The 6,018-nt window shown below is 65.8% G+C and carries 4 protein-coding genes; 3 read left to right on the top strand and 1 reads right to left on the bottom strand.

All coding sequences use genetic code 11. The features are described from left to right. Nucleotides 1-614 (top strand): carbohydrate-binding domain-containing protein (locus IBL25_RS23770; RefSeq protein ID WP_202986871.1); only part of this gene is annotated, 614 nt, incomplete at its 5' end. A 340-nt stretch (nucleotides 615-954) separates the two neighbouring features. Here IBL25_RS23770 and IBL25_RS23775 read toward each other — a convergent pair. Next, entirely contained in the window at nucleotides 955-2,643 is a 1,689-nt protein-coding gene (locus tag IBL25_RS23775; RefSeq protein ID WP_187780950.1) for a hypothetical protein, read from the bottom strand. Between the two features lie 1,122 nt (nucleotides 2,644-3,765). On the opposite strand from IBL25_RS23775, the gene IBL25_RS23780 reads away from it, so the two are divergent. Both IBL25_RS23780 and IBL25_RS23785 read left to right on the top strand, forming a co-directional pair. Further along, complete coding sequence (locus IBL25_RS23780) at nucleotides 3,766-4,176, top strand: helix-turn-helix domain-containing protein (RefSeq protein WP_187780951.1); 411 nt, start codon at nucleotides 3,766-3,768, stop codon at nucleotides 4,174-4,176. A gap of 672 nt (nucleotides 4,177-4,848) precedes the next feature. Further along, a complete protein-coding gene (locus IBL25_RS23785; protein ID WP_187780952.1) occupies nucleotides 4,849-5,862 on the top strand; it encodes a glycosyltransferase family A protein in 1,014 nt (337 codons plus the stop codon). Nucleotides 5,863-6,018 lie beyond the last annotated feature (156 nt).

Below are 6,018 nucleotides of genomic sequence, written 5' to 3' on the forward strand. Positions count from 1 at the left end.
ACCCCACCTTCGCCATCACGGCGCCGGATGCGGACAACACGCCGCTGCCGCTTCCCACCCCCCAGCCTTCGGCGCCGATCGTGAGCGATCCTGTCGATACGCCGGCGGATGGTGGCTCCGACACCCCTTCGGTCGATACGCCGCAGGATAACGGGACTTCCGCGCCTCCGGCCGACAAGCCGCAGGATGAAGGCCAGAGTTCCAGCCCGGTGGTCGACACGCCGCGCGACGAGGGACAAAGCTCCAGCCCGGTGGACCCGGCGACGCAGAAGTTCGCGCTCGCCGTGCTGCTGGGTGGCGATGCCTGGCAGGGCAACCCTGAAGCCGCCATCTCGGTGGATGGGCAAGAGGTCTATCGTGGCGAAGTGGTGGCGCGTGGCCAGGCGGTGGAAGTCGCGCTGGGCGAGCTCAGCGCCGATGCCGCCCATGTCGTGGAAGTCACCTTCCTGAACGACGCCTGGGGCGGCTCCGAGGCCGCCGACCGCAACCTGCGGGTGGAGGATGTCCATCTCGATGGCGTCTCGACCGGCGAGAGCGCGGCGCTGGATGGCAACGGCTCGGTGGTCTTCCAGATCGACGCGCAGCAGCAGATGGACCACTGGTTCATCGGCTGAGCCACACCGGCGAAAGATGCCCGTCCGGTGGCGCTGCCGCCGGACGGGCCAGTTGACCCGCCAGTCAGTCCTGCCGCCGGCCGGGGATCGTCTGGCCGGTGGCACCTGATGGCGGGCGGTGCCGGCCCTGGGCACGACCCAGGGCCGCGCCGTCAGGCCGCGTGCCGCACGCGGCCTGTTCTGGGATCGGGCATCGCCCCACTCGTGGAGCCGAAGTGTCGTCACGGCTTCGCAGCCCCTGACGCAATTGGCGTGCCATTAAAAAATTATTATTTAATCAATAACTTGCGCCGCCTTGAGTTTAAACCGGGCGCAAACAGTAAACCGTGCCGACTCGCCCTTAGCGGGCACGGGGTGGCGTCGGCTGAGCCTTGTAACGCCGCCAGCCGGCCAGCAGCGCCGCCAGTTGCTCATCCTGTCCAGCGCGCTCCCGCCGCAGGCGTTGCAGGGTGGTGCGGGTGGTCAGGGCGGGGTGGCCCGGCGGCAGGTCAGCGCCGGTGGTCAGGGCCTGGAGAAAGCCGGAGGCGAGGCGGGGGTCGTCCCGCTCGATCACATAGGCGCCGTAGCCCATGACGGAGGAGCGGCCGAAATCCACCATCCGCCGCGCGAAGCCGCGCAGTTCGATCAGGCGCGGGTGCTGCGTCAGGATCTCGCGGATCTCGGCCGCGCTGGCGCGCTTGTGGCGGGTGGGGATGCCGGCCTTGCGCTCATGCCGCCAAAGAAGATTGGCCATGGCGATGGCCAGCGGCTGGTCGCCGAAATCCCGGTCGGGGTCCTCCGCGGCGGCGGCGCGGCGGGGCTGGATGTCGTAACTGGCGCAGGCGGCATCCGGCAGGCCGCGGATCACCGGCACCTCGATGGCGCGGCCGGCGGCGATCACCGCCAGCAGCCGGTGCTGGCCATTGGCCAGATATCCGTCGCGCGTGAAGCAGATGGGCTGGGCATTGGGCAACCAGCGGCCACGGGCGATGTCACCGCTCAGCGCCTCCACCAGCGAGGCGATGGGTTGCCGCGCGGCATGCCCGGTGGTCAGGTAGCGGCCGGCCAGAGTGGGATCGATGGTCTCGATCTGCCAGGTGAAGCTTTCCTCCGTGGCGGGAGGCGCCACCGGGCCGGGCGCCAGGGACCGCAGGCCGGGATAGCCCTCCAGCCGGGGGAAGGGGTCCGCCTGCCGCTCCCCCCGCGCGCGGCGCAGCCAGAGCAGGCGCCGGGGCGTCTCTCCCCGCAGCATGGCGTTCATCGCGAGAATGGTGACGGCGGCGAGACGCGTGATGCGGTCAGGGCTTTCGGTCACTTCCTCGGAACGCTGGATCTCGTCCAGCAGCGCGACGGCGGGTTCGTTGACGGGGTAGTGCTCGGGCCTTTGCAGGGCATCGAGCAACCGTTCCAGCATGGCCGGGTCCACCTGCCGGCCCATGAAGATGGCCATGCTCCGCACCGGCTCCGGCAGGGGCGATTCCGCCAGGGCGAGGCTCTCCGCCAGCGCCTCCTGCAAGGGCGTGGTGGTGCTGAGGATATGCCAGAGCCGCACCCAGCTGATGGCGGGCATGGCCGGCTGGCCCATCAGCCCTTCCTCGTAGCGCGCCAGGCGCAGCACAAGGGCGGCAAGCAGGTGGTGATGGGCGAAGCTGCGCTGCTTCAGCAGGGCGGCGAAGCTGCGGTGGCGGTGCTGGTCGATGGTGTGGAAGGCGCTTTCATCCACATTCTCGGCCACGAAGCCGGCGAGGGGGATATCGGCCTCGATACTGGCCGCCAGGCGTTGCGCGCCATCCAGCAGCTGCCCGTCAGAGGAGAGCGTGACGGGCATGCCATTCACCACCCAGGAGCCTTCGCGCATGGCCTGTGCATAGGCGGCCACGGCATCCGGCCGTAGCCGTGCCGCCGGATGCATGCGGGAGAGAAGGTCACGTGCCTCTGCGGCCGAGAAGGTGGCGAAGCGCAGGGTGATGGGGGGAAGTGGGCCTGGCGGGTCTTGATGAGGCTGCTGATAGACCGCCCCCGCGCGCGGGGCACCCTCTGGAAGGGTCATGACCCGTTCCGCTTCAGCCCGGCGGCAGCCGCGCGCGACGGCACGGCGGAGCAGCGGAAGCCGCCTGGAGCATCGTCAGCCCTGATGATCCGAAGTCGGTCCGTCATCGCGGCGCTCCTTCACGCTGCGCGTGTTTTGAGAAGCTCTCTCAGTTTGATGTGGCGTCGGGCGGCGGCATGGCGCGGACCTTTTGTAAAGACTCGTGAGGAGAGCTGAGCATAAAGTAGAGGCGGCGTCAGGAACGTGAAAACTTTGTCTTCACGGGAAGTTGAGCGTGGTTTCTTCAGTGCTGAAGAATACCTGCGGGAGACATCAGTAAATTTCTCCCTGCGCCCCGATAACAATGCGAATACGGAACGGAATGATCGGGAGGCGCCGCTGCACGCCTGGTGAGGCTCGTACTCGACCGATGCCGCAACGAAAAGCAGCCGCTATTTAGATAGCTTGCTATTTATCAGCTACATACCGAGGTCCGTTTCGAACACGAATCGCACCATCCTTGTCATCAAGGTGCGGCGGCATGTCATGTTCTGTCGTGTTCCGCGAGGCTGGTCGCTGAAAACACCAGGAAGTCGTCATCGCCGATGTGCTTTTTCGCAAGACATCTTCACATATCGTTGTGAAGAAGGCCGCGCTTTTCGCCAGCGCCTAGTAATAAATTCAGGGCGGATACGAAACAAACCTGGCCGGGAAGGTGTCGCATCCCGCTACATATGTAAGAGTTCGTCAGGATTTTCGTTCTAATGTCCGGGAGGGATATTTTTTTCAAAATCCAAGGGAATTTGGAACGGACTAGGTGGGCTCGCCATGATGCTGCATTCCCTGCCCGATCAGGCCAAGTTTCAGCCAGACACACCGCCTGGCCGTGCTTTGCCCCGGGGACGGAGCTTCTTCCATACGGTTATTCGCATCCTGACACGTAAGCGGGAGTTTTCCGTCACCCACAAACGGTTCTTCATGCAGCGTAAGGTCTGCCCTTGCTGGCAAGGCAGCGGGGCAGGACTGTCATCAGGGAGCATCCCGCATGAGGTCCGATGATATGATGGATTTCCACCCGTCCTCGTTGTCTCACCGAACATCCTCGGTCCTGATGCCGGTCTGCTCCGTGCGGGAGGTGGCATCGTGAGGGAAAGGCGGCCTACCAAGTCCGACAGCGTCGTCGGGCGCGAGATCCGGCAGTATCGCCGCTCTGCTGGCCTGACGCAGAAGCAGGTCGCCAGCATGATCGGTGTTACCGGCGCACAGCTTCACCGCTACGAGACCGGCGCCACGCGCATCACCGCCAGCCGGCTGATCGCGATCGCCAGCGCCCTGGGCGTGCGGCCTGACACGCTGCTCGCCTCCGCCGCGCAACCCGAACCCATCCCGCCCAGCCCCCCCCAATCGGGCGATGAGATGGTGGAACTGATCCAGATGTTCGGCAGCATTGCCGATCCACGGCATCGCAGTGCCCTGGTTGCGGTGGCGCGCATGATGACGGCTCCGCTGACGCAGCACGCCGCTGCGGCGGCCGCCGCCGATGAAACGACCTGACTGCCTCCGGGCCCGGCGAACCCCCGCCCGGGCCCGGATGCTTCCAGGTTGTCAGCCGCCACCTTGGCTCAGGAACATTGTGCCATCCTGCCGCGCAGGCCGGGGTGGAGGTCCGAGCCATGAGCGGAGATATCGCAAAAGGCCCTGCCAGACTCTGGCGTGACTGTTTATTCTGCCGCCAAGGCGCGCCCGCAGCGCCCGCAGCGCCCGCAGCGCCGACATGGCGGAGGCGGCGGAGATGGAGCCTTCTGACTCCCCGGGGCCAGAAAAGGAGCCCGAGGGACAAAGGCGTTGGTCCTGGCCAGCGGCGGTGCTGTTCATCGCCCTATGCTCGTTGCTCGCCTGGCTTCTGATCTTCCTGCTCTTCCATGCCCTGACACGCTGAGTCTGCTGAAGCACCTTCCTCATCGAAGGATCGGCCAGTTGTGTCCGAAATGACCTGGCGGAGATGCGCGAACATAAAGTTTCATTAAAAGAAAACAGAGTTTCTGGAATGGAAATCTTCCACGGCGCTTGATCAGTGGTTGAATCATCGCGCTGTGACGGTAGATTGTTTCCATGTAAGAATGTTTCTCCGGGGAACGGCTCGGTGAGCAGTGAAAGGATCTTCTTGGCATTCCGCGCGCCGAAGCTTGCTCGCAACGAAGATTCTCCGCACGTGGGCAGGGAGGCATGACGGATAGGCTAGAGATCAACATCAGCGTGGTCGTGGCATGCACGGTCCAGACAGCCGCGTGGCTGCCGGAAACGCTGAAGTCCGTCTTGGCGCAGAGCAGCCCCTCTCACGACATCATCGTGGTAGAGAATGGCGCGGTGCCGGAACTGCCTCCGATGTCGGCCCGCCAGGCGCGGCGGCTAAGGCTGCTGCACCGGCCGCGTGGCAGCCGCGCGGAACTTCGCAATGCCGGACTGGCCGCAGCGCGAGGTGCCCTGGTGGCTTTCTGCGACAGTGGCGATCTTTGGAAGCCGAGCTATCTCGCCATCATGCGCGAGATGTGGCGTGTGGAAGGCAGACTTCTGCTGGCCTATGGCGATGCGGTGCCGCTGAGAGGTAACGCCTGGGGTGCCGAACGCAGCTTCGCCAACGCTCCTGCCGGCTTCTGGGACGGACAGCGCAGCCTGGGGCCGCTCCTGTCGGTCTTCGATCGGCCGCCGATGCTGCGGTTGCTGGATTTCCAGCCTTTCCTGCCCTCCGGCCTTGTTGCGGATCGCGGCTTCCTGGAAGCGGCGGGCGGCTGGGATACGGCTTGCGGCCAGCGCCCTGGCAATGACTTCGCCACCACGATGCGCCTCGCGCGCCACGCACCCTTCGGCATCATGCATCAGGCCATGGTTGGGGTGCGGCCGGAGGCGGAAGGGCCCGCGCATGCGCAGGCCGTGAACATGGGCGAGGCGGCGGTGCTGCAAGATGCGCTGGCCCATGACGAAAGGCTCTGGCCTCAGGCGGCTGCCATCCGCGCCGCCATTATCCGGCGGCGGCAGGCAGCGCTGGATATCGCCTTCGCGCGCGGCGACTTCGCGGCGTTGCAGGAGATCGCGGCGCTGTTGCCGCGAAGGGAGAGGCTTTCGCCCACCCGCTTGAAGCTGGGCCTCGCGGCGCTGCCGGCACCCTTGCGGCGGGCCGGTAGCGCGGCGCTCTTCGGCCTCGCATCCTCCCGCCTTCCGGCGCGCTGGCCAGGCAACTAGGCCACGGCAGCGCTGGGATAACTTCCGCGCGCTTCCTAGGATGTTTCGTTGGAGGAGGCGCCGCTGTTCTGCTCGTCGCCCTGCAATGTCTCATCCGAACTGTCGCTCTGATTCGGCGAGAGGCGGTGGGTTTCGAGGAGGCCGTAGATGGTGGGT

The organism is Pseudoroseomonas ludipueritiae (genome assembly GCF_014490445.1).
GTDB lineage: Bacteria > Pseudomonadota > Alphaproteobacteria > Acetobacterales > Acetobacteraceae > Pseudoroseomonas > Pseudoroseomonas ludipueritiae.